The following is a 23,867-nucleotide window of genomic DNA, read 5'->3' on the forward strand; positions in this document are numbered from 1 at the left end:
GAAAAGCTGGCTTTGTCCAAGGGGGAATCTCATGAATGTAGACGTGTTGATCGGCGAAATCCTGACGCTGAGTATCATGGCCTTTGCACTTGGCATGGATGCTTTTTCAGTGGGACTTGGAATGGGGATGGCCAAGCTGAGAAGAAGTCAAATTTTCCAAATAGGCGTGATCATTGGGCTGTTTCATGTCATTATGCCGCTTGGCGGAATGATTGCAGGGCAGTTTCTGTCCGATGCGCTAGGTGTGCTTGCGGGATATATCGGCGGAGCGCTTTTATTGGTGCTCGGCATTCAGATGATTGCTGCCTCCTTTCATAAAGACGGGGGGCAGATGATGTCTCCGCAAGGTTTCGGCTTATTCATTTTTGCCGTCGGCGTCAGTCTTGACAGCTTTTCGGTCGGCCTCAGCCTCGGACTCTACGGGTCAAAACCGTTTTTAACCATTTGCTTGTTTGGGTTGTTCAGCATGGTTTTAACATGGGCGGGGCTTATGCTCGGAAAAAAAGTTCAATCATGGCTCGGTGCTTACAGCGAAGCGCTTGGCGGCGCGATTTTACTTAGTTTTGGGCTGAAACTGATCCTGCCCATTTAAGTCGGAGATGTGCAAGGTGTCTTTCGTGATGCCATAGAATAATGAAAACACGGAAAAAAAGAGGGGGTATCCCCTCTTTTTGATTTCTGAAGCGGATTTTATTATTTTTCGGGCAAATCCTTTATAATAAAAGAAAGGAGTGAACGACATTGAATATTTTATTTGTCTGTACAGGGAACACATGCCGCAGTCCGATGGCTGAAGCGCTCTTTAAATCTGCGGCTTCCCAAAAAAACCTGGACGTCTCCGTCAAATCTGCCGGACTGTTTGCTCCTGAAAACGGAAAAGCTTCTTTATATGCAGTCGAAGCCCTGTTTGAAAAGAATATCGCCCTGAACCATTCATCGGCTAGGCTGTCGCGGGAAAAGGTCGAATGGGCTGATCTTGTGCTGACGATGACAGAGCAGCATAAGCTTTTGGCAAGGCAGGAATATTCCGGGAGCAAAGATAAAATCTTCACGCTGAAGGAGTATATAAAAGGGGAAACCGGCGATATCGCCGATCCGTTTGGCGGCTCGCTCAGCGACTATCAAAAAACAAGGGATGAACTAGAGGGGTTATTGAAAAAACTGGCGGAAAAGCTGTCCGCAGGAGAACAGTAGAAAGCTGCTGAAGCGGTTGCAATCGAAGCGGCAGCGGGTACAATAGACTTAACCTGAAAAAGTAGTCAGAGATGCTATCAAAAAGACTCTTGGCGACACACAATACAAGGAGGAGTCATTCCATGAAAGTAATCATTGCTTCAGATCACGGCGGAGTCAACATCAGACAGGAAATTATCTCTTTAATGGACGAATTGAACATTGAATATGAAGATTTAGGGTGTGAATGCGGTTCAGGATCTGTGGATTATCCGGACTATGCTTTTCCGGTCGCGCAAAAAGTCGCAAACGGGGAAGCGGACAGAGGCATTCTAATTTGCGGAACCGGAATCGGCATGAGCATTTCAGCCAATAAAGTGAAAGGGATTCGCTGCGCTCTTGTGCACGATGTGTTCAGTGCGAAAATGACGAGAGAGCACAATGACGCAAATGTTTTGGCGATGGGTGAAAGGGTGATCGGACCGGGATTGGCCCGCGAGATTGCGAAGGTTTGGCTGACGACGGAGTTTTCGGCGGGGCGCCATGCCGTTCGCATCGGGAAAATCGCCGACTATGAAAACACACATGAATAAAGGAAGTCATGTATCATGAAAAATCTTGAACAGACGTGGCGTTCTATGTTGGAAGAGTTTCATCAAGAAGCGGGTTTGCATGACGGCCAAATAGTCGTCATCGGATGCAGCACAAGCGAGGTGGCCGGCAGACATATCGGCACTTCCGGAAGCGAGGACATCGCTAGGGTGATTTACAATGGCCTTGAAGAGCTAAAGAAAAAAACGGGCGCGGTGCTCGCTTTTCAGTGCTGTGAACATTTGAACAGGGCATTGGTCGTTGAAGAAGAGACCGCCGCCGCCCATCGCCTGCCGATTGTTTTTGCCGTACCTGTTCCGAAAGCGGGAGGCTCGATGGCTTCATATGCTTATAAACATATGAAGGCTCCGGTGCTCGTTGAACAAATAGAGGCTGACGCGGGGATCGATATAGGAGACACGTTCATCGGCATGCATTTAAAGCCTGTGGCCGTTCCCGTCCGCGTCTCGGAGAAGCAGCTCGGCGAGGCGCATGTGACGCTTGCGCGAACAAGGCCAAAATTGATTGGCGGAGTGCGGGCCGTGTATGAAGCAGATTAAAGGAGAAAGCCGGCAATCCGGCTTTTTCTTTTTTGAAATAATATTTTCAAAAAGTGATATATCGAATAATACGAATCGATTAATCTTTTAATATTCGGATTTGGTAAAAATAAAAAACGATTTTTAAAAATAATCCCTTACATTTGCATGAAAAACCGTGTACAATGAGATGGTATAATTAACGAAATGGAAACAGATAGGAGAGGATCTCGCTGATGAAACATTTACCTGCGCAAGATGAACAAGTTTTTCGCGCCATTCAAGATGAGCGGAAACGTCAACAGTCGAAGATTGAGCTGATTGCTTCCGAAAACTTTGTAAGCGAAGCTGTGATGGAAGCGCAAGGCTCCGTCTTAACAAATAAATATGCAGAAGGTTATCCCGGAAAACGCTACTATGGCGGCTGCGAATATGTAGATGTCGCCGAGGACATCGCAAGAGACCGTGCAAAGCAAATTTTCGGCGCAGAGCATGTGAATGTTCAGCCTCATTCCGGTGCGCAAGCGAACATGGCCGTGTATTTCACCATTTTGGAGCACGGAGACACCGTGCTGGGAATGAACCTTGCCCACGGCGGACATTTGACGCACGGAAGCCCTGTTAACTTCAGCGGTGTTCAATACAACTTTGTGGAATACGGCGTTGATAGAGAAACGCAATATATCGACTATGAAGATGTCCGCGAAAAAGCGCTTAAACATAAGCCGAAGCTCATCGTAGCCGGAGCGAGCGCATACCCGCGCACAATCGATTTTAAAAAGTTCCGTGAAATCGCTGACGAAGTCGGCGCGTATGTGATGGTCGACATGGCGCATATCGCCGGTCTTGTGGCTGCAGGTCTTCACCCGAATCCTGTTCCTTATTCTGACTTTGTGACAACGACTACCCATAAAACTCTGCGCGGACCGCGCGGCGGTATGATTCTTTGCCGTGAAGAGTTTGCGAAGAAAATCGATAAATCGATCTTCCCGGGTATTCAAGGAGGCCCGCTGATGCACGTCATCGCGGCAAAAGCTGTTTCCTTCGGTGAAGCTTTAAAAGACGAGTTCAAGACATATGCACAAAACGTGATCGACAACGCGAAACGCCTGGCTGAAACGCTGGCTAAAGAAGGCATTCAGCTTGTCTCAGGCGGAACAGACAACCACCTTGTACTTGTTGATTTGCGCTCTCTCGGCATCACTGGAAAAATCGCCGAAAATGTACTTGACGAAGTCGGAATCACCGTCAACAAAAACGCGATTCCGTATGATCCGGAAAAACCGTTCGTAACAAGCGGAATCCGCGTTGGTACAGCGGCGGTCACAAGCCGGGGCTTTGATCTGGAAGCGATCGAAGAAGTAGGAGCGATCATCGCGCTTGCTCTGAAAAACCATGAAGATCAGGCGAAGCTTGAAGAAGCGAAACAGCGCGTAGAAGCTTTGACAGACCGATTCCCTCTATATACTGAATTGGATTACTAAGATAAACCAGGCCGCTCCTCTGAAGGGAGCGGTTTTTTGTCATTAATTTGTAGCGGGATTTTTGTTGAAACCTGTTGAGATTTTATGTAGAATCAATAGAAGTGTGAAAAAAAGACCGTCTAAAAGGAGCTGAAACCGGATATGGGAAAAGTGTATGTGTTTGACCACCCTCTTATACAGCATAAGCTTACATATATCAGGGACGTAAAGACCGGAACGAAGGAGTTCAGGGAGCTTGTCGACGAGGTTGCAACGCTGATGGCTTTTGAAATCACGCGCGATCTTCCGCTTATGGAAGTCGATGTGGAAACGCCTGTTCAAATGGCGAAATCAAGCGTGATCGCCGGTAAAAAACTGGGGGTCGTTCCGATTCTCAGAGCAGGGCTTGGCATGGTGGACGGCATTTTGAAGCTGATCCCTGCGGCAAAAGTCGGCCATGTCGGACTTTACCGTGATCCTGAAACACTGAAGCCTGTTGAGTACTATGTCAAGCTGCCGTCCGATGTGGAAGAACGCGAATTTATCGTTGTCGATCCGATGCTGGCAACAGGGGGTTCGGCGGTTGAGGCGCTGAACAGCTTGAAGAAGCGCGGTGCGAGGAATATCCGTTTCATGTGCCTGATTGCCGCTCCGGAAGGCGTTGACGAAGTTCAGAAGCACCATCCGGACGTTGACATTTACATCGCAGCATTAGATGAAAAACTAAATGAAAAGGGATATATCGTTCCCGGTTTGGGTGATGCCGGTGACCGGATGTTCGGCACGAAATAATCAAAAGAAAATCCTTGAAAAGGGTTTTCTTTTTTTGTGATTTATTCCATAATTAAACATGTGCGTGTCTTAAATAAGGCATAATTGTGAACATTTTGTGAGAAGCTTCCTGATTATGAATAGTTTTTTAACTTTAAACAGATTGACACCTAAAGGGGGCTATTGTATGCTAAAATAGGCTATTATGATAAGGTTTTCATAGCGGTTATCATAATGACCAGTCCTCTGTTAAAATCCTTTGAAAACCCCATGTTGGCAGGCGAAAGACGGAAAACATCCCGCGTGTTTCGGGATGTGTGAAGTCTTGAGCAGAACACATTGTTCTGTGAACTGGTCAAGCCGCCTAGTTTACCGTAATTGTAAGATAGATTTCAAATTTTTTACATCAGGAGAGTATTTGATGACCGATGCGAGTCTTTCATTCCGTAGGCAACAAAAATATATGCTGTATATTTTGGCAGTCTGCGTGTTAGGCTACGGATTTTTGCCATATCAGGCGGTTTTTTTAGGCTTGATTACCGGCACTGTTTTCAGCTATCTCAATCTCTGGCTGCTGACGAGAAGAATGCAGGCCTTTGACAAAGCGGTGGCGAAAGGCAAGATGATCCGCTCTCTCGGGACTGCCTCCAGATTGTGCAATGCCATCATCGCGGCGGCCATTGCTTATAAATTTCCTGAATATATTCATTTGGCAGGCGTCATTGTGGGGTTGATGACAATTTACCCTGTCATTATGATAGATTCCTTTATCCAGCTAAAACGTTCATCAATGGAAGAGAGGTGAAGACCCTTTGAATCACGAATCTAGAATTGTAGAATTTTTAGGCCTCAATTTTGATTTAACAAGTATTCTAATGATTACTGTGACATGTGTCATCGTCTTTCTGATAGCGGTGCTGACCACAAGAACACTCGCGATCCGTCCGACGAAAGCCCAGAATTTTATGGAATGGATTGTCGATTTTGTTCGCAATATTATCGGCAGCACAATGGACCTTAAGGTTGGCAGAGATTTTCTCGCTCTTGGCGTGACGCTCTTGATGTACATATTTGTCGCAAATATGCTCGGCCTGCCGTTCTCCATTACAGTAGGCCATGAATTATGGTGGAAATCCCCGACAGCCGATCCGGCGGTTACATTAACTCTCGCCGTCATGGTTGTGGCCCTCACTCACTATTACGGAGTGAAAAGAAAAGGGTTGGGGGAGTATACCAAAGATTTCTTCAGACCGATTCCATATCTGGTGCCGCTTAAAATAATAGAAGAGTTTGCGAACACATTGACATTGGGATTGCGTCTTTACGGTAATATTTTCGCCGGCGAAATTTTGCTTGGTCTGCTTGCCGGACTGGCCACAAACTTCTATTCTCAAAACATTTTCCTGGGGCTTGTGGGAACCGTAGGTGCGATTGTGCCGATGATGGTATGGCAGGCGTTCAGCCTGTTCGTAGGTACAATCCAGGCATTCATTTTCACAATGCTGACAATGGTTTACATGTCCCACAAAGTGAGTCATGATCATTAAAAAAAGACATATCCAAATGGATAACAATTAAAGGAGGAACTTTTTCATGAGTTTAATAGCAGCTGCAATCGCAATTGGATTAGGTGCACTTGGTGCAGGTATTGGTAACGGATTGATCGTATCCCGTACGGTGGAAGGAATCGCTCGTCAGCCTGAGGCTGGAAAAGAATTGAGAACCCTTATGTTCATCGGGGTTGCGTTGGTTGAGGCCCTTCCGATTATCGCTGTTGTAATTGCGTTCTTAGCGTTCTTCAGCTAAAAGCGAATATAAAACTGGTAAATGGCGAAGATCACTGCAAGAGGCCTTCGCCATTGCTTTATGATTGCTTGAACTGTCATAATGGCCGGAAGTGCCCCCGTCTGCTTTAGAGGGAAGTGTGCTGCCGGTCCCGGATAGATAATCTGCAAGAAGGGAGTTGGCGTATTCGATGTCTTTTATTCCACAGGTTTTGGGAGCAGGAGTCGGTTTTAACGCGGGAACGATGCTGTTCCAGCTTGTTGCCATGTTGATTTTATTAGCGCTCTTGAAGAAATACGCTTTAGGACCGCTGTTAAATATAATGAAAGAACGTGAAGACTACATCACAGGGGAAATCTCCTCTGCCGAGAAAAAGAATGAAGAAGCGAAAAAGCTCATTGAAGAGCAGCAGGCGCTTTTGAAAGAAGCACGCGAAGAATCCCATTCGCTGATTGAAAATGCGAAAAAGTTGGGTGAACAGCAAAAAGAAGAAATCATCAAGGCTGCGCGTCAGGAAGCGGAACGTATGAAAGAATCTGCAAGAAGCGAGATCGTCAAGGAAAGAGATCAGGCCGTCAGCGCGCTGCGCGAGCAGGTCGCTTCACTTTCTGTCATGATCGCTTCAAAAGTGATCGAAAAAGAACTGGACGAACAAGCCCAGGAAAAATTGATCCAGGATTACCTTAAAGAAGTAGGAGAAAGCCGATGAGTGAATCAGCTGTCTCAAAACGATACGCAGCCGCTCTGTTTGACATTGCGCTTGAATCCAAGCTGGTCGATGAAATAGAAGAAGAGCTGACTGTCATCAGGAAAATCTTTATCGATCATAAAGAACTGAATGCGGTGCTGAGTCATCCGAAAGTGCCGACGGAAAAGAAAAAGCAGGTTTTAAAAGGTGCATTCGGGTCTGTCTCGACTGCAGTGCTGCATACACTTTATCTTCTGGTCGACCGGGCGCGGACGAAGATCATCCCCGAACTCGCGGATGAGTATGTTAAAATGGCAAACCGTTCACGCCAGACGGAAGATGCCATCGTGTATTCTGTAAAACCGCTCAGTGAAGAGGAGATTGCCTCTTTTTCTGAAGTGTTTGCAAAGAAAGCCGGAGCCGCTTCATTGCGCGTCAGAAATGAAGTGAACCCGGATTTGATAGGCGGAGTGAAAATCCGCATTGGAAACCGCATATTTGACGGCAGTGTAAGCGGAAAGCTTGCCCGGATCGAGCGTCAATTAGCGGGTGAAAATCGAAAGAAGGGGTGAAACCTAAGTGAGCATCAAAGCTGAAGAAATTAGCACTCTTATTAAACAGCAAATTGAAAATTATCAGTCTGAAATAGAAGTTCACGACGTAGGTACGGTGATTCAGGTTGGTGACGGTATCGCACGCGTACACGGCCTTGATAACTGTATGGCAGGTGAGCTTGTTGAATTTTCAAACGGTGTTCTGGGCCTTGCCCAAAACCTGGAAGAATCAAACGTGGGTATCGTTATTTTAGGGCCTTTCAAAGACATCCGCGAAGGCGATGAAGTAAAAAGAACGGGCCGGATCATGGAAGTTCCCGTCGGAGAAGAGCTGCTTGGACGCGTTGTCAATCCGCTCGGCCAGCCTGTCGACGGACTCGGCCCTGTATTAACAAGCAAAACCCGTCCGATCGAAAGTCCGGCACCTGGGGTTATGGATCGTAAATCCGTTCACGAGCCGCTGCAAACGGGAATTAAACCGATCGATGCCTTGATTCCGATCGGCCGCGGCCAGCGTGAGCTGATCATCGGCGACCGTCAAACGGGGAAAACGTCGATTGCGATCGACACGATCCTGAATCAAAAAGATCAGGACATGATTTGTATTTATGTTGCGATCGGTCAGAAAGAATCAACGGTCCGCGGTGTTGTTGAAACGCTTCGCAAACACGGCGCCCTTGACTATACGATCGTTGTGACGGCTTCCGCTTCACAGCCTGCTCCTTTATTGTATCTTGCGCCATATGCAGGGGTTTCGATGGGAGAAGAATTCATGTACAACGGAAAACATGTTTTGGTTGTATATGATGACCTTTCAAAACAGGCTACGGCATATCGTGAACTGTCCTTGCTTCTTCGCCGCCCTCCAGGCCGTGAAGCATTCCCTGGAGATGTATTCTATCTTCACTCCCGTCTGCTTGAACGCGCCGCAAAACTGAGCGACGCCAAAGGCGGAGGCTCTTTAACGGCATTGCCGTTCGTAGAAACGCAAGCGGGCGACATTTCGGCGTACATTCCGACAAACGTCATCTCGATCACGGACGGTCAAATCTTCCTGCAGTCTGATCTGTTCTTCTCAGGCGTGCGTCCGGCGGTCAACCCAGGATTGTCTGTATCCCGTGTCGGAGGATCTGCGCAGATCAAAGCGATGAAGAAAGTATCAGGTACGCTTCGTCTTGATCTGGCTTCATACCGCGAGCTGGAAGCATTCGCACAGTTCGGATCGGATTTGGATAAAGCGACACAGGCGAAGCTGAACCGCGGAGCCCGTACAGTTGAAGTTCTGAAGCAGGATCTGCATAAACCGCTTCGCGTTGAAAAGCAGGTTGCGATTCTTTATGCCCTCACGAGAGGATTCCTTGATGATATTCCTGTTGAGGACATCAGACGCTTTGAAGAAGAGTTCTTTATGTACCTTGACCAAAACCATAAAGACCTTCTCGATTCAATCGCACAGTCAGGCAACCTTCCTGCAGACGAGGACATGAAGGCTGCAATCGAAGGCTTTAAACGCACGTTTGCACCAAGCAATTAAACAATAAAAGGTGAGAAAAAGAGTGTCTTTTTCTCTCTTTTTCACGTATTTCGAAGCGAATTTGAAAACAAAAAGGTGGTGAAACCTTTTGGCCTCATTACGGGATATTAAATCCAGGATTACTTCAAATAAAAAGACGAGTCAAATCACCAAAGCCCAGCAAATGGTTTCCGCTTCAAAGCTGAACCGGGCTGAGAACAATGCAAAATCGTTCGTTCCTTACATGGAGAAAATGCAGGAAGTCGTTGCGGACATTGCGCTTGGCTACTCCGGGACGCATCCGATGATGACCAGCCGTCCTGTGAAGCGGACCGGCTATCTGGTCATTACATCTGACAGGGGCTTGGCAGGAGCTTTTAATGCAAACGTTCTTCGCAAAGTGTACCAAAGGATTCAGGAGCACCATCAGTCAAAAGATGAGTATGCCGTCATCGCCATCGGCAGGATGGGACGCGATTTCTTTAAAAAACGCGGAATCCCCGTCATCTCTGAAACGACAGGGGTCAAGGATGAAGTTACATTTCCGGAAATCAGGGATTTGGCGAACAGCACGGTACAAATGTTTATCGACGAAACCTTTGATGAACTTTATATGTTCTACAATCACTATGTCAGCGCCATCTCTCAGGAGGTAACAGAGAAGAAGCTGCTGCCTTTAACAGATATTGCGCCAAACAAGAAAAGGACGTCGTTTGAATTTGAACCGGACGAAGAAGAGATTTTGGAAGTGCTCCTTCCTCAATACGCTGAAAGCTTGATTTTTGGTGCGATTCTTGACAGTAAAGCGAGTGAGCATGCCGCAAGAATGACGGCGATGAAAAATGCGACCGACAATGCGAAGGAGCTTATCGCTGATCTTGAACTGTCATACAACCGTGCCCGTCAGGCCGCGATCACACAGGAAATCACGGAAATTGTCGGCGGTGCTGCTGCCTTAGAATAGAAAAAGTTTGTCAGGAGGGATAAAGATGAAAAAAGGACGCGTTAGCCAAGTATTGGGACCGGTCGTAGACGTTCGTTTTGAAGACGGTCACTTACCTGAGATTTATAATGCGATTAAAGTTTCACATAAAGCGCAGAACGAAAATGAAGTAGATATCGAGCTCACCCTTGAAGTTGCGCTTCATTTGGGTGATGATTCCGTTCGGACGATTGCAATGGCTTCTACAGATGGTGTGACCCGCGGGATGGAAGCCATCGATCTGGGAGAGCCGATCTCTGTTCCAGTCGGAAACGCAACACTCGGACGCGTGTTTAACGTACTCGGAGAAAAGATTGATTTGGATGAGCCGATGGCGCCTGATACTCCGAAGGATCCGATTCATAGAGAGGCTCCTAAATTTGACCAGCTGTCAACAGAAGTCGAGATTTTGGAAACGGGTATCAAAGTTGTCGACTTGCTTGCACCATATATTAAAGGCGGAAAGATCGGTCTTTTTGGAGGTGCGGGAGTTGGTAAAACCGTATTGATTCAGGAGCTTATTAACAACATCGCTCAAGAGCACGGCGGTATCTCAGTGTTCGCGGGTGTTGGAGAGCGTACGCGTGAAGGTAATGACCTTTACTATGAAATGAAAGATTCCGGTGTTATCGGGAAAACAGCGATGGTATTCGGACAGATGAACGAGCCGCCTGGCGCGCGGATGCGTGTCGCGCTGACAGGTCTTACAATGGCTGAGCATTTCCGTGATAAAGAAGGCCAGGACGTATTGTTCTTTATCGATAATATCTTCCGGTTCACTCAAGCCGGTTCTGAAGTATCCGCCCTGCTTGGCCGCATGCCGTCAGCGGTTGGTTATCAGCCGACACTGGCGACAGAAATGGGTCAGCTTCAGGAACGGATTACATCAACAAATGTCGGATCTGTTACATCGATTCAGGCGATTTACGTTCCTGCGGATGACTATACTGACCCGGCTCCGGCTACAACGTTCGCTCACTTGGATGCGACGACAAACCTCGAGCGTAAGCTGTCAGAAATGGGGATTTATCCAGCGGTTGACCCGTTGGCTTCGACTTCCCGTGCGCTTGCTCCTGAAATCGTCGGAGAAGAACATTATGAAGTGGCTCGAAGCGTACAGCAAATTTTGCAGCGCTATAAAGAGCTTCAGGATATCATCGCGATTCTCGGAATGGATGAGCTTTCAGACGAGGATAAACTTGTCGTAAGCCGTGCGCGCCGCGTACAATTCTTCCTTTCGCAAAACTTCCACGTAGCTGAACAGTTTACGGGCCAAAAAGGTTCTTACGTTCCTGTCAAGGAAACGGTAAAAGGCTTTAAAGAAATCCTTGAAGGTAAGTATGATCACCTTCCAGAGGACGCTTTCCGTCTTGTCGGCCGAATTGAAGAAGTTGTCGAAAAAGCGAAAGAAATGGGTGTAGAAGTCTAATCTGGTCCTAGGAGGGTAAAAGCATGAAGACCTTAAAAGTCAATATCGTTACTCCCGACGGCCCAGTGTACGATGCGGATATCGAAATGGTAAGCGTTCGAGCAGAGAGCGGTGAGCTTGGTATTTTGCCCGGCCATATTCCGACGGTTGCTCCGCTAAAAATTGCTGCAGTCCGTCTTAAAAAAGACGGTCAAACTGAGCTGGTTGCCGTCAGCGGAGGGATAGTGGAAGTTCGCCCTGACCATGTCACCATTCTGGCCCAGACGGCAGAAACATCTGAACACATTGATAAAGAACGTGCCTTGGCTGCAAAACGGCGTGCCGAGGAACGCTTGCAAAAACAATCTCCAGATGTTGACATTCTTCGGGCAGAGCTAGCTTTAAAACGCGCGATTAATCGGTTGGAAGTAGCAAAATAAAATCCGGACCCTTCCCATATTGAAGTGTGGGACGGGTCCTTTTTTTGCTCAGGAAGCCAGAATAAATGTTGAAAAAAGTTCACAAATTGTTCATCTTTTTGGTTCGAATCTCTCTATAATCAAAATAGTAAGCTATTTTCTCTTCCAGCAAATGAGGAAGTGAGATGCATCCACTGAATCTATTCACTCCTAAAACAAACACCTCAGGCAATAGGGGATCACTACATCTGTGGAAAAAAGTACTATGCACCACCGTATTAACATCAAACATGAAAATTGGTAAAATGATTTGAAATGATCAGCATGATTCCTTATCCTTAAGCAGAAGAGACTAGGATGTGCCGGACGATTTCACCCGGCCCTCAACACAAGGAGGCGTCACCGATAATGGAAGGGATTGGACAACAGGCTGCTGTCAGTATTTTCGTTCATCTTGTTTTTATTGCGCTGACATGGTGGGCTCTTCTTTCGGTCAACATCGATCCGCTCATCAGGAAAGGGAAAATCATTCAGGCAAGGCTGTTCATGATCCTGATTACGATAGCCATCGGCTCCACTGTCAGCAACTTTTTCTTGGATTATCTTTATTATTCCAGACAGCTGCAAAATTTATTTTCCTAATCCGAACTTTTTAGGAATGGACAAAATGCGGGCTAAACCTTGAGCCTGGTCGTCCGCAATTCGTGCGGGTTGACCTTGTTTTTCCACGTATGCTTTTCCTGCGATCCGTCAACAATGGAGAGTAGGAGAGGATGATGGAAAATGAAGAAAAAACAAACGGTTTATGCCCTCATTTTTATTATGGTTTTATTTCTGATGGTTCATGTATTTCAATCGCTTCAAGCGGCGGGGAATTCGACGCTTGAGCAGCTGGCGGAAGGTTTAAACCGCCATGACGTTGTGCTTGAAGAATGGACGCTTCACACCAAAAAACAGCTGTCTTTGACTGAAGATGATTTTTTTGCAAAAGTGAAACATTTCAAACAACAATATCGACAGTATGAATGGACTGTAACAAAAGAAAGCAACACATTAAAAGCGACAGGTATTCATACCGACAGGAAAAACCGAATCAGATCGAAAATATATTTGACGGCTACCCACACAAAACAAAGACTAGTTTCGTATTTATTATATGAGCAAAAAGGCGCGGGATCACGGGAAAACTGGAATCATACATATAAGCAGTTTGAACGGAATGCATTCGACATAATGCGAGAAAAGACCGCAATTTTTACTTGTCTAAAGGGCTATTTAAATGGTATGATGAATGTTGTTTTGCAAAAAAAAGCAAAAGAACTTGTCAATGAATTTAACGCAAAGTCAGTTGAAGATTTAATTGAACCAAATTTCGTATCTGTTTCTGCCTATACTAACGAGTGGAAAGAATCCATCCAGACAGAAAAACATCAAATGAACTTGCAAGTCTCGCTTAGAAATGCGGGAATGGGCGAAAAACTTACCGTCACGGTTGGCACACCAATCGTCACGACTGAATATTAATATAGAGAAATTGGGACGCGGAGGGGAATACCTTGGAAAAAATCATCGTCCGCGGCGGTCGAAAGTTAAACGGCACAGTCAAAGTTGAAGGAGCAAAAAATGCCGTTTTACCTGTTATCGCTGCATCTTTATTAGCCAGTGAAGAAAAAAGCGTAATATGTGATGTGCCTACGCTCTCCGATGTATATACGATTAACGAAGTGTTACGTCATCTAGGCGCAGATGTACATTTTGAGAATAATACAGTAACGGTTGATGCATCTCGCACATTGTCAACTGAGGCTCCGTTTGAATATGTCCGAAAAATGCGCGCATCTGTATTGGTGATGGGCCCGCTGCTTGCTCGTACCGGCCATTCAAGAGTAGCTCTGCCGGGAGGATGTGCGATCGGCTCGAGACCGATTGATCAGCATCTCAAAGGCTTTGAGGCAATGGGGGCAAAAATCAAGGTCGGCAACGGCTTTATTGAAGCGATTGTGGAAGGACGTCTTCAAGGAGCGAAGATTTATCTTGATTTCCCTAGTGTCGGAGCGACTGAAAACTTGATTATGGCAGCGGCTCTGGCGGAAGGTACGACAACGCTGGAAAACGTTGCGAAAGAGCCGGAAATCGTTGATTTGGCTAATTATATCAACGCAATGGGCGGTAAAATTCGGGGTGCCGGTACAGGCACCATTAAAATTGAAGGTGTTAAAACGCTTCACGGCGCCAAACATACCATTATTCCTGACCGGATTGAGGCGGGAACTTTTATGGTTGCGGCGGCGATTACCCAAGGGAACGTATTGGTGCAAGGGGCTGTTCCCGAGCATTTAACATCTTTAATTGCCAAAATGGAAGAAATGGGCGTTCAAATTTTGGAAGAAGCAGACGGTCTGCGGATTATCGGCCCTGCTAAATTAAAAGCGATCGATTTAAAAACGATGCCTCATCCAGGTTTCCCGACTGATATGCAGTCACAGATGATGGCACTTTTAATGCGCGCAAATGGAACCAGCATGATCACAGAAACCGTATTCGAAAACCGTTTCATGCATGCGGAGGAGTTTCGCCGTATGAATGGAGACATTAAAATTGAAGGGCGTTCTGTCATCATTAACGGTCCTGTGCAGCTTCAAGGCGCTGAAGTGGCCGCAACCGACCTGCGGGCTGGTGCAGCTCTGATTTTGGCTGGCCTTGTCGCAGACGGTCATACAAGGGTGACAGAATTAAAGCACTTGGATCGCGGATATGTCAACTTCCATCAAAAACTTGCAAGCCTTGGCGCTGATATCGAACGCGTAAACGATGAAGAAGCAGCCCGCCTTGAAAGCAAAGAAGTTGTATCAGATTTAAACGCATAAACGTAACGAAATCAGTATGTCATACGACATGCTGATTTTTTATTTATCAAGCATTCTATACCAAGTTGTCTTTCATATCTATCATTGTGCACAAAAACAGCTTGAAATATACATGTGTTCTGTTAAAAAGTACAGTCATAATAGCTTGTCTGCGCCCATAAAATGAAAGGGACAAAACAGAAATGGGGGCAGCTAATTTGAAACAGCTATTGATTGTACTAGCAGGCATATGCATGCTGATTTTACTCGTACCAACCCTGCTTGTTCTTCCTTTTAAAGGAGAGTCCGGGACGCAAATCTCAGAGAGGCAGACTGAACAAAAAGAGGAAAAGAAGACAGCAATATTAAAAGAGTCTCCCGTTTCGATTCCGGTCTATAGAACGGCTGACCGGAAAGTAGAAGACATTCCGTTAGAAGAGTATGTCATGGGGGTTGTCGCCTCAGAAATGCCGGCTGATTTTAACATCGAAGCTTTAAAAGCACAGGCGCTTGCAGCCCGCACTTACATCGTCAGACAGATGGTATCGGATCAGGCTGTGCAGCCGCCTAAAGGCTCGCTTGTCGATGATAGCCAGATGTTCCAGGTGTATAAAAGCAAATCAGAGCTTCGGCAAATTTGGAAAGAGGATTATGACTGGAAGATAAAGAAGGTGACCGAAGCCGTTGCCAGCACACAAGGCAAAATTTTAACCTACAATCATAAGCCGATTGACGCATCGTTTTTTTCCACAAGCAATGGCTATACTGAAAATGCCGAAGCCTATTGGACAAGTGATATTCCGTATCTGAAAAGCGTAAAAAGTGCCTGGGACCGCAAATCCCCTAAGTTTTTAAACCATAAGACCTTTACGGTGGCGGAGTTCGAACAAAAGCTCGGTGTCCAGCTCTCGGATTCCAACAGCATCGGGGAAATCACCGGTCGGACGCCCGGAAAACGCGTGGCAAACGTCGTGATCAACGGGAAGAAAATAGAGGGAAGAGACGTTAGGGAAAAACTTGGGCTTCAGTCGGCCGATTTTGAATGGAAGCGCAAAGGGAACCAGATCATCGTGACAACGCGGGGCTATGGCCACGGAGTGGGGATGAGCCAATACGGAGCCCATTATATGGCGCAGGAAGGAAAGAAAGCGGAAGACATCGTCAAATATTATTACCAAGGCACGGCTATTTCCAACGCTGACAAGTTTTTAAATAAATACATGGCGAAAAAATAAAAGGCGCTTCCCCTGGGAGCGTTTTTTTAGTTGGCATATATGTCATCATCATGAACGCTTTTGACATGGGCAGCTTCATACAAATATTTCAAAATAATATGCCGAAGGGGCTGATAAACAGTGTCCAAAGACCGTTAATCTGCCGTCTGCTTGTGCTCAATCAGGTGTTAATAACCATTTCAAGAAATTGTTGTGTGCGGAAATGAATGACAAGGAAAAGGAGACATGCCCTATTTATTTCTGTCCAGTGTTCTTCTACGATAATAATGTGTTGACGACTTTATCATGAAAGGGGAAAGGGAGAATGAAGAAGAAACTGACAATTGGTATTTTGACAGCCATGGTGTTAAGCTTGGGAACACCTGCTTTCGCTGCGGAAAAGAAGCAGGAAGCAAGTGCTCCAAACATTGCGATCATGCTTGATGCGAGCGGCAGCATGGCGAAAAAAATCAACGGGGTTTCAAAATATGAGCTTGCCAAAAATGAAGCGTTCAGCTTCGGCTCAAAGCTTGAAAACGCAAATGTGCTCATGCGGGTTTTCGGTTCAGAGGGAAACAATAAAAACTCTGGCAAAGTGCAGTCCTGCAATGCCATCAGAGGTGTGTACGGCTTCCAAACATATGATGAGCAAAGCTTCCGCAATTCGTTAAACGGAATCGGACCAACGGGCTGGACACCGATTGCAAATGCCCTTCAAGATGCGAAAAATGCTTTTGACCAGCTGGACAATAACGGCAAAAACGTTGTTTATCTGCTGACAGATGGTGAAGAAACATGCGGCGGAAATCCGGTAAAAGTAGCAACAGAATTGCGCAAATCAGATCGTGACACAGTCGTCAATGTCATCGGCTTCGATTATGAAGGAGATTTCCATGGACAGTTGACAAGCATCGCAAAAGCTGGCGGCGGGGAGTATTTCCAAGCCAAAACCAGAAACGACATTCAAAAGATCTTTACCCAGGAAGCGGCCGAGCTTACTAAATAAAGTGGAAAAAGCTGCGGAAACAAATCCGCAGCCCGCTTTTAAAATGCCGGTGAAGCACGTTACAAATGTTAAGTTATGATGTCAGAACGATGAACCCCTCTGCGTCCTTTGGAGGGGTTATTTGCTGAGCTCTGTGTTTTATTGGGAAGATCATGCCCTTTTTAGCGGACTTTTTTGATAGGACCTAAGGGGAACTGCCGTTCTATCAGCGCACAGAATATGAATAATTTGTGAATTTGAAAGGGAGAGTCGGCCTATTTATTTCTACCATGTCTTCTTTTACGATGTTGGTGGACAGGAACAGCCGGTCCAAAAACAAGAGGGAAAGGAAAGTGATCATGATGAAAAAAAGGTTGACTTTGCTGACGACGTTCACCATGCTTCTGTCATTGACGCCGGCGGCTTTCGCAGCCGAAAACGGCAATACTCAAGATAGCGGCAAAAAGGATGTCAATGTCGCCGTGGTTCTTGATGCAAGCGGAAGTATGGCGCAAAGAATTGAGGGAGAGAAAAAATTCGACATTGCCACAGAATCAGTCACCGACTTCGCTGATCTGCTTCCTAGCGATGCGAATGTCATGCTCAATGTCTTCGGTCATAAAGGCAATAATAAAAACTCCGGAAAAGAAGTGTCATGCGGAACGACTGAAACGATCTATGACTTGCAGCCGTTCTCAGCAAACGCTTTCCAGGATTCTTTAAGCGGCATCAAACCTACCGGATGGTCTCCGATTGCCAAATCCCTTTATGATGTAAAAGCAGACCTTGCGGATAAAGACGGCAAAAATTATGTTTACATCGTGACGGATGGTGAAGAAACTTGCGGGGGAGACCCTGTAAAAGCGGCAAAAGATCTCCGTGAATCAAATATTAAAACAATCGTGAACATCGTCGGTTTAGATGTGAAAACGGTAAAAGAAAAAGAAAAGCTGAAAAATGTAGCGAAAGCCGGAGGCGGCAAACTGATTGAGGCTGAATCAGCAAATGAGTTTAAAAACGTGTGGAAAGAAGAAGGCGTCAAAATGTCCAAGTAATTCCGCATGAAATAAGAGACGGCGCTATACCCGCCGTCTCCCATCTCATTTAATCGGTCGTCATTTCAAGCTCTTCAATCCGCTTCTCTTTATAGCGGCTGTCTTTTCTTGAATGGAAGATTTCCGCCTTTTCAATCATGACCATTGTATTGTACTCCGGAATTTTGGCATTGTTTTCATAAACACCTTTCGGAATCAAGACATTTCCTTCAGGCCAGTAAACCGCTGTATTACCGCGCTTCACGTTGGCAAATTTCGCCCGCCCCTGAAAGGTTCCGAAGCGGTTGAACAGGACGATGGCTTCTCCATTCTGAATAAAGAGATCCTCTGCATCCTTTTCATTGATCATCACATCATAGCGGTCCGCGGCATTGAACGGATCTTTTTCACTATAAATCATCGAATTAAATTGTTTTCCCCGCCTTGTCGTCACTCGAAACTGCCCTTCTGTTCGCCTGTTTTCCGGAAGCTCGACAGGAATCAGCTGTCCTTTTCCGTCGGCTGTCGGACAAATGCCCCCTTCACAAAGCCATGCCCCGCCCCATTGAAAGACATCCCCGCGATGTTTCAGATGCTGTATACCGTCATATTGCCGGTTGGCTTGAGCGATTTCCTCGCGGATGGCCGCGGCGTTTGGAAAATCGATCAGTTCTTTCGCATCAGGACGGACGCACTTGGCAAGATCAACATAAATAGCCCATTCCGGCCGGGCTTCAGCGATACGCGGCCCTTTAATCTCAGGACTGAAATAGACCATTCGTTCTGTGCTTGTCGAGGTGCCGCCGCCAGGCTGTTCATACCTCGTCATGGCCGGAAGCACAATGACTTCCTCTTTTGCATCGACAAGTGTTGATGTATTGAAAATGATATCCTGGTGAACCCTCAGTTCGACTTCCTGCAATGCTTTCTCGATAAAATCCGGATTCGGCATCGTTTCTAAAAAATTTCCGCCGCTCGTATAAAAAACCTTTACTTTGTTTCGGCTTTCATCAGGGAGAAGCATGTTTTCAATCGTTTGGCCGATCGTGTCGCCCTGCCATTTCGGAATGTCAAAACCCCAAAGTTTCTCAAGGCGGGCCGCATTCTCTTCATCAAACTCACCGCCGGGAAGAACGAAAGGATCGGCTCCCATTTCACCGGATCCCTGCACACCGCTGTGGCCTCTAATCGGCATGACGCCGCAATGTGTTCTGCCGATGAATCCTTGCAAGAGCGCGAGATTCGCCACTTGGGAAATGTTGTCTGTCGCAAAGCGGTGCTGGGTGAGTCCCATGCTCCAAATCAAGACGCCGGTTTTGGCTTTTGCAAGCAGTACGGCAAACTCTTTCATTCTTTCCTTCGATAAGCCGGACGATGCTTCAAGCTCTTCCCATCGTTGCTTTGCGATATGCTGCTTCAGCTCTCTGAAGCCGTTTGTGTGTGTATCGATGAAGGCGCGGTCTATGGCTGAACCGGGATTTTCCCGCTCCATGTCAAACCAGTGCTTCATCACACCGTTCATAAAGGCAATATCACCGCCGATATTGACCTGATATACGTCATCAGCGATTTTCGTGCCGAAAAGTGCGCTTTCAGCTATCGATGGAATCCAATAATTTTCCATGGCCGGTTCTTTGTACGGGTTGATCATAATGATTTTCGTGCCCGCTTTTTTGGCGGCGTACATATATTTTGTCGATACAGGCTGGTTATTGGCGGCGACAGAACCCCAAAACACGAGGACATCCGTCCCGATCCAGTCGCGGTAGCTGCAGCTGGAGGCGCCGATTCCAAGCGACCTTTTTAATGCCGTTTTGCTTGGTGAGTGGCAAATCCGCGACGCATTGTCAATGTTGTTCGTACCGATAAAGCGGGCCGCTTTTCCCGCTGTGTAATAGACTTCATTCGTGATGCCCCGGGCGGTTAAGTAAAAGGCGAGCTGCCTTTTATCAATCGACTTGATTTTGTCGGCAATTCGGCTGAGCGCGTCATCCCAAGAGATTCTCGTAAATGTGGACGCGCCTTTTTTTCTTGATAATGGATAAGGGATGCGCCCAAGTTTTCTGAGTTCTGTGCTGTCCAGCTTGCGAAGCTGTTCGATATCGGCCGACAGCCATTTCCCCTCAATCTCCGGCATTGTGTTCAGGCGCAGCACATTCAGCCTCGTCGTACAGAGGTGGGGGCCTGTGAGCGTTTGGTCGCGCAAGCCTGAGACGCCGAGCGCACAGCCGTCGCAAACGCCCTCTGTCAAAATTCTGTAGGCATATGTCAAGTTGTCTTTATTATCCCAGGCGGCTTTCATCGTATCTCTGATATGCTTTGGTTTTACCTTGCCGAGACCCATCGGCGCCCAGGATGCCCAGAGTTTTGGCGCCGGTTTTTTATTTAATTTCATTGGACCTTGGTGCTTCGTTTTTCCCATTTACACCGCTCTCCTTTCCGGCTTTATAAGTGCATTATCCCTTTGCTGAACTTGAGATTTGGACCGCTGCTCTTTTTCTCAATTGCTTCATATCCGCCCTGATGAAAAACGAGAGGAGCAGTCCGATGCCGAACAGGACGGAAAAAACCGTCAGACTTTGGCTGTAGCTTCCCGTTACATCGCGAATCCAAGATGAGAACATCGGCCCCACAAGTCCGGCTGCCGCCCACGCTGTTAACATGTATCCGTGGATGGCGCCGAGCTGCTTTGTCCCGAATAAATCGCCGATATATGCCGGAATGGCGGCAAAGCCGCCTCCATAGCACGTATAGATCAGCGCCATCAAGCCAGAGAAGATGACTGGATCTGCAACAAACGGCAGCAGCGGAAAAGCAATAAGCTGAATGGCGAAAAAGACGGTATACGTATTCGGCCGTCCGATATAATCCGATGCGGAAGCCCAGCCGATGCGTCCGAAGCCGTTAAACGCACCCAAAATGCCAACGAGCGCGGCGGCTCCGGCTGCGGAAAAACCCGCGCTTTCCTGGGAGAGCGGAGATGCGATCGAAATGATGGCAATTCCGCACGTGACATTAATGAAAAGCATAAGCCATAAATAATAAAACCGTTTCGTCTTAATGGCCTCGTTTGCCGTCAGCTGCGATAAATCCAGATGACGGACCGTCCTTCCTGCTGCGGGAGAATACCCTTTCGGCACCCAGCCTTCTTCAGGAGGAGCAAGGTAAACGGAAGAGAGCATCATCACCGCAAAATAGCAGATACCGAGAATAAAGAACGTGTTGGAAATCCCGGTATGGCTGATCAAAAGCTGAATAATCGGGCTGCTGATCAAAGCCGCAAAGCCAAATCCCATGATGGCCAGCCCCGTAGCCAGGCCGCGGCGGTCCGGAAACCATTTCACAAGCGAAGAGACAGGCGTAATATAGCCGACACCGAGGCCGATGCCGCCAAAAACGCCATAAAACAAATAGAGCAGCGGAAGGGAGCCGAGCTGAACGGCGACCCCGGAAAAGGTCACACCGATACCGAAGAAAAACGCCGCGAGCATACCGGCTTTTTTGGGGCCGTGTTTTTCAACGAAATGTCCTAAAAATGCGGCTGAAAGGCCGAGAAATAAAATCGCGATGCTGAACGTCAGACTGATTTGGCTCAGGCTCCAGCCGAATTGGTCTGCAAGCGGATTTGTAAACACGCTCCATGCATACACAGACCCGATGGATAAATGGATTCCGACCGCACAAAGAGCGATGAGCCACCTGTTTTTTGTTTTTTTCATGTCAGGTCCTCCTGTGGAAATGAAAAAACTGTTTGTAAAACGGAAGCTGGTTGAGGAGTTTGGGAGCAGTGATTGGCGCATATCGATAGAAAAGTGTCTATTTTGTGAATTTTTAAAAATAATATCATATTTTCAAACTATCAACAAGATGAAGCTTCCAAATTTGACCTGGGAGTTGTGAAGTATCATGATAGACGAGTATAGTAATAAATAATGAAAGATATAAAAGGGGCTGGGTTACCAATGGGGAAAAACATCACAACAAGCCGCAGCGTTTTCCGGTATGATCATGGAGAGCTTGTGCAGCGAGAGGATCAGATGGCGACAGAGTACCCCTTGACTGTAATGGTGAACGGCGAAGAGTTCGTCACACTGGTTTGTTCGCCGGACAGCCTGGAAGAACTTGTGATTGGATTTCTGGCATCCGAAGGGGTTATCCGATTTAAAAAAGAGATTAAAAGGTTTACAATAGACGAAAGTCTTGGTTTCGCATATGTCGATCTTGTCAGCTCAAATCAGCTTCGGCTTCAAGATTACACGAAGCGGGTGATTGGGTCCTGCTGCGGGAAAGGGCGGCATTTTTATTTCCAGCAGGATGTCAAAACGGCGAAAACCGCCCTTCATTATGTAACGATCAAACCTGAAAACTGTTTGGCGCTTATGCGTGACATGCAGAAAAACAGCAAGCTTTTTCAGCATACGGGAGGCGTTCACAACGCCGCTTTGTGCACCCCAGACAAAATGATCGCGACGAGGTCTGATATTGGAAGGCACAATGCGCTGGATAAATTGTACGGATTTTGTTTATTGCATCAGGTTCCGGTCCGGGACAAGCTGATCGTATTCAGCGGCCGAATCTCGTCTGAAGTGCTGCTAAAAGCGGCAAAAATCGGCGTCTCTGCGGTCATTTCCAAGTCCGCACCGACCGAGCTTGCCATTCAGATGGCCGAGGAGCTGAATATCATGATGATTGGTTTTGCGAGGAACCAGTCATTTAATGTATACACACATCACGAGCGAATACGACTCTCGTAAAAGGAGGCAATGCTAATGACTGCCAACAAGAACCCTATTTTGGATCAGAAAGACCGGCCTCTTCGGGATTTGAGAATTTCCGTCACCGATCGCTGCAACTTCCGGTGTACGTATTGCATGCCTGCCGAAATTTTCGGAAAGGATTTTCCGTTTTTGCCGAAGAATGAGCTCCTTTCCTTTGAAGAACTTGAACGTTTGGCGAAGCTGTTTGTCCATTCGTTCGGTGTTGAAAAAATCCGGCTTACAGGCGGAGAACCGCTGATGAGAAAGGATATGCCCGAGCTGGTCGGAAAGCTGTCCCGCATACCGGGGCTTCGCGATATTGCGATGACAACGAACGGCGTCCTGTTGCCCATCTATGCCGAAAAGCTTAAACAAGCCGGTCTGAAGCGGGTCACGATCAGCCTTGATTCACTTGATGATGAACGCTTTAAAACGATAAACGGAAGAGGGGTCTCCGTCGGCAAAGTTCTTGAAGGCATTGAAGCTGCAAAACAAGCCGGGCTCGGTATCAAGATCAATATGGTCGTACAAAAAGGCGTCAATGAAAAAGATATCCTGCCGATGGCCCGCTACTTTAAAGAAAAAGGCCATATTTTGCGATTCATCGAATTTATGGATGTCGGCAATACGAATGAATGGAATCGGCAGTCGGTCGTCACCAAAGCTGATATTATCCATATTCTCAACGAAGACATGCCGATTGAACCGATCGATCCGAATTACAAAGGAGAAGTGGCGAAACGGTACCGTTATCGGGATGGCTCCGGAGAAATCGGGTTTATCTCTTCAGTCTCCGATGCTTTCTGCGCGACATGCAACAGGGCAAGGCTGTCGGCGAAAGGAGAGCTTTTTACATGCCTGTTTGCGTCAAGCGGCTATGATCTAAGAACATTGGTCAGAAGCGGACAAACCGATCAGGAGCTTATCGAGGCGATCCGGTCGGTTTGGCTCAGCCGTGCGGATCAATATTCCCTTGACCGCGCCTTATCAAAAGCGGAGCCGAGGAAAAAGGTTGAAATGTCTTATATCGGCGGGTGAAACCGGTTCAGGAGGAAGCAAACAATGTTTGCTTCTTCAGCGTGTCGACAAACCCTCGCATTCGTTGTCAGGCCTGTTAAGTCGGTGCTCACGAATAATAATAACGA

At 46.9% G+C, this 23,867-nt stretch carries 25 protein-coding genes; 23 read left to right on the forward strand and 2 right to left on the reverse strand.

The annotated features are described in order from the left end of the window. Positions 1 to 31 precede the first annotated feature (31 nt). The 21 genes from M654_RS02655 to M654_RS02755 all read left to right on the forward strand — a co-directional run bounded on the left by M654_RS02655 (position 32) and on the right by M654_RS02755 (position 17,986). Complete coding sequence (locus M654_RS02655) at positions 32 to 592, forward strand: manganese efflux pump MntP (RefSeq protein WP_026589094.1); 561 nt, start codon at positions 32 to 34, stop codon at positions 590 to 592. 149 nt (positions 593 to 741) lie between these two features. Continuing rightward, complete coding sequence (locus M654_RS02660) at positions 742 to 1,194, forward strand: low molecular weight protein arginine phosphatase (protein WP_026589093.1); 453 nt, start codon at positions 742 to 744, stop codon at positions 1,192 to 1,194. 122 nt (positions 1,195 to 1,316) lie between these two features. Beyond that, entirely contained in the window at positions 1,317 to 1,766 is a 450-nt protein-coding gene (rpiB, locus tag M654_RS02665; protein ID WP_026589092.1) for a ribose 5-phosphate isomerase B, read from the forward strand. 15 nt (positions 1,767 to 1,781) lie between these two features. After that, the gene (locus M654_RS02670; protein WP_026589091.1) at positions 1,782 to 2,324 is read left to right on the forward strand and encodes a TIGR01440 family protein; all 543 of its coding nucleotides are present in this window, start codon (positions 1,782 to 1,784) and stop codon (positions 2,322 to 2,324) included. A 215-nt stretch (positions 2,325 to 2,539) separates the two neighbouring features. After that, positions 2,540 to 3,787, forward strand: a complete 1,248-nt coding sequence (gene glyA / locus M654_RS02675) for a serine hydroxymethyltransferase (protein ID WP_026589090.1) — start codon at positions 2,540 to 2,542, stop codon at positions 3,785 to 3,787. 141 nt (positions 3,788 to 3,928) lie between these two features. Beyond that, positions 3,929 to 4,558 (forward strand): uracil phosphoribosyltransferase, encoded by a 630-nt coding sequence (gene upp, locus M654_RS02680; protein ID WP_026589089.1) that lies wholly within the window; start codon positions 3,929 to 3,931, stop codon positions 4,556 to 4,558. A gap of 400 nt (positions 4,559 to 4,958) precedes the next feature. Next, entirely contained in the window at positions 4,959 to 5,342 is a 384-nt protein-coding gene (locus tag M654_RS02685; RefSeq protein WP_026589088.1) for an ATP synthase subunit I, read from the forward strand. A gap of 7 nt (positions 5,343 to 5,349) precedes the next feature. Beyond that, positions 5,350 to 6,084, forward strand: coding sequence for a F0F1 ATP synthase subunit A (gene atpB, locus M654_RS02690; protein WP_026589087.1), 735 nt, complete (start codon positions 5,350 to 5,352; stop codon positions 6,082 to 6,084). 46 nt (positions 6,085 to 6,130) lie between these two features. Next, a complete protein-coding gene (gene atpE / locus M654_RS02695) occupies positions 6,131 to 6,343 on the forward strand; it encodes a F0F1 ATP synthase subunit C (RefSeq protein ID WP_003186014.1) in 213 nt (70 codons plus the stop codon). A 169-nt stretch (positions 6,344 to 6,512) separates the two neighbouring features. Continuing rightward, on the forward strand, positions 6,513 to 7,031 hold the full coding sequence (gene atpF / locus M654_RS02700; RefSeq protein ID WP_026589086.1) for a F0F1 ATP synthase subunit B: 519 nt from the start codon (positions 6,513 to 6,515) through the stop codon (positions 7,029 to 7,031). Next, positions 7,028 to 7,582: a F0F1 ATP synthase subunit delta gene (locus M654_RS02705; protein ID WP_026589085.1), complete on the forward strand. Its 555-nt coding sequence runs from the start codon at positions 7,028 to 7,030 to the stop codon at positions 7,580 to 7,582. The genes atpF and M654_RS02705 overlap by 4 nt, the downstream gene beginning before the upstream one ends. 7 nt (positions 7,583 to 7,589) lie before the next feature. Beyond that, positions 7,590 to 9,098 carry a F0F1 ATP synthase subunit alpha gene (atpA, locus tag M654_RS02710; RefSeq protein WP_026589084.1) on the forward strand — a complete coding sequence of 503 codons (1,509 nt, stop codon included), beginning with the start codon at positions 7,590 to 7,592 and terminating at the stop codon, positions 9,096 to 9,098. Positions 9,099 to 9,186: 88 nt separating this feature from the next. Further along, positions 9,187 to 10,041 carry an ATP synthase F1 subunit gamma gene (gene atpG, locus M654_RS02715; RefSeq protein ID WP_026589083.1) on the forward strand — a complete coding sequence of 285 codons (855 nt, stop codon included), beginning with the start codon at positions 9,187 to 9,189 and terminating at the stop codon, positions 10,039 to 10,041. A 25-nt stretch (positions 10,042 to 10,066) separates the two neighbouring features. Further along, positions 10,067 to 11,488 (forward strand): F0F1 ATP synthase subunit beta, encoded by a 1,422-nt coding sequence (gene atpD / locus M654_RS02720; protein ID WP_026589082.1) that lies wholly within the window; start codon positions 10,067 to 10,069, stop codon positions 11,486 to 11,488. Positions 11,489 to 11,511: 23 nt separating this feature from the next. After that, positions 11,512 to 11,907 carry a F0F1 ATP synthase subunit epsilon gene (locus tag M654_RS02725; protein WP_026589081.1) on the forward strand — a complete coding sequence of 132 codons (396 nt, stop codon included), beginning with the start codon at positions 11,512 to 11,514 and terminating at the stop codon, positions 11,905 to 11,907. Positions 11,908 to 12,294: 387 nt separating this feature from the next. Then, complete coding sequence (locus M654_RS02730) at positions 12,295 to 12,528, forward strand: DUF1146 family protein (RefSeq protein ID WP_026589080.1); 234 nt, start codon at positions 12,295 to 12,297, stop codon at positions 12,526 to 12,528. Positions 12,529 to 12,669: 141 nt separating this feature from the next. Continuing rightward, the gene (locus M654_RS02735; protein WP_026589079.1) at positions 12,670 to 13,410 is read left to right on the forward strand and encodes a YwmB family TATA-box binding protein; all 741 of its coding nucleotides are present in this window, start codon (positions 12,670 to 12,672) and stop codon (positions 13,408 to 13,410) included. Positions 13,411 to 13,442: 32 nt separating this feature from the next. Then, the gene (gene murA, locus M654_RS02740) at positions 13,443 to 14,753 is read left to right on the forward strand and encodes a UDP-N-acetylglucosamine 1-carboxyvinyltransferase (protein WP_026589078.1); all 1,311 of its coding nucleotides are present in this window, start codon (positions 13,443 to 13,445) and stop codon (positions 14,751 to 14,753) included. 197 nt (positions 14,754 to 14,950) lie between these two features. Next, positions 14,951 to 15,967, forward strand: a complete 1,017-nt coding sequence (gene spoIID, locus M654_RS02745) for a stage II sporulation protein D (RefSeq protein ID WP_026589077.1) — start codon at positions 14,951 to 14,953, stop codon at positions 15,965 to 15,967. Positions 15,968 to 16,271: 304 nt separating this feature from the next. Further along, positions 16,272 to 16,952 (forward strand): VWA domain-containing protein, encoded by a 681-nt coding sequence (locus tag M654_RS02750; protein ID WP_026589076.1) that lies wholly within the window; start codon positions 16,272 to 16,274, stop codon positions 16,950 to 16,952. Between the two features lie 341 nt (positions 16,953 to 17,293). Beyond that, the gene (locus M654_RS02755; RefSeq protein ID WP_026589075.1) at positions 17,294 to 17,986 is read left to right on the forward strand and encodes a VWA domain-containing protein; all 693 of its coding nucleotides are present in this window, start codon (positions 17,294 to 17,296) and stop codon (positions 17,984 to 17,986) included. Positions 17,987 to 18,035: 49 nt separating this feature from the next. Here M654_RS02755 and M654_RS02760 read toward each other — a convergent pair whose 3' ends face one another. Both M654_RS02760 and M654_RS02765 read right to left on the reverse strand, forming a co-directional pair. Beyond that, complete coding sequence (locus M654_RS02760; protein ID WP_026589074.1) at positions 18,036 to 20,387, reverse strand: FdhF/YdeP family oxidoreductase; 2,352 nt, start codon at positions 20,385 to 20,387, stop codon at positions 18,036 to 18,038. A gap of 34 nt (positions 20,388 to 20,421) precedes the next feature. Next, entirely contained in the window at positions 20,422 to 21,684 is a 1,263-nt protein-coding gene (locus M654_RS02765) for an L-lactate MFS transporter (protein ID WP_026589073.1), read from the reverse strand. Between the two features lie 243 nt (positions 21,685 to 21,927). Here M654_RS02765 and fdhD point away from each other — a divergent pair, with 243 nt between their 5' ends. After that, complete coding sequence (gene fdhD, locus M654_RS02770) at positions 21,928 to 22,719, forward strand: formate dehydrogenase accessory sulfurtransferase FdhD (RefSeq protein ID WP_026589071.1); 792 nt, start codon at positions 21,928 to 21,930, stop codon at positions 22,717 to 22,719. 15 nt (positions 22,720 to 22,734) lie between these two features. Beyond that, a complete protein-coding gene (gene moaA / locus M654_RS02775) occupies positions 22,735 to 23,760 on the forward strand; it encodes a GTP 3',8-cyclase MoaA (protein WP_026589070.1) in 1,026 nt (341 codons plus the stop codon). Positions 23,761 to 23,867 lie beyond the last annotated feature (107 nt).

The organism is Bacillus sp. NSP9.1 (assembly GCF_000465465.2).
In the GTDB taxonomy this organism is placed as follows: domain Bacteria; phylum Bacillota; class Bacilli; order Bacillales; family Bacillaceae; genus Bacillus; species Bacillus sonorensis_A.